This is a genomic window from Mycolicibacterium brisbanense, assembly GCF_001570425.1.
GTDB classification, from domain to species: Bacteria; Actinomycetota; Actinomycetes; order Mycobacteriales; family Mycobacteriaceae; genus Mycobacterium; species Mycobacterium brisbanense.
In genome coordinates this window covers 1-536 of sequence record NZ_BCSX01000025.1, presented here as the reverse complement: position 1 = coordinate 536, position 536 = coordinate 1, and the positions used below count along the sequence as shown (strand labels likewise).

Annotated in this window: 1 protein-coding gene; it reads left to right on the top strand. The window is 64.2% G+C overall.

The genetic code is table 11. The annotated features are described in order from the left end of the window. A partial coding sequence (locus RMCB_RS16045) for a beta-ketoacyl [acyl carrier protein] synthase domain-containing protein (protein ID WP_131805541.1) occupies positions 1–536 on the top strand: 536 nt, incomplete at both ends.

Below are 536 nucleotides of genomic sequence, written 5' to 3'. Positions count from 1 at the left end.
CGCAGCAGCGGTTGTTGCTTGAGGTGGCGTGGGAGGCGTTGGAGAGCGCCGGTATTGTGGCGCAGTCGATTCGGGGTACGCAGACGGGCATCTTCGTCGGCCTGACGACCAACGACTATTCACTCACCTTCGCCGGGCGACTCCGTCGCGAGGACATCGACGCTTATATTCCGTTTGGGAATGCGGCGAATTTTGCGGCGGGGCGGTTGGCGTATTTTCTGGGTGCGCGGGGTCCGGCGTTGGTGGTGGATACGGCGTGTTCGTCGTCGTTGGTGTCGGTGCATCTGGCGTGTCAGAGTCTGCGCCGCGGGGAGAGCGACACCGCCCTGGCCGCGGGGGTGAATCTCATTCTGCGGCCGGAGAACAGCATTGCGTGTTCCCGGTTCGGGATGTTGTCGCCGGATGGGCAGTGCAAGACCTTTGATGCCGGTGCCAATGGGTATGTGCGCAGTGAGGGTTGCGGGGTGGTGGTGCTCAAGCGGCTCGGTGATGCGCTGCGTGACGGGGATCGGGTGTTGGCGGTGGTGCGGGGTTCG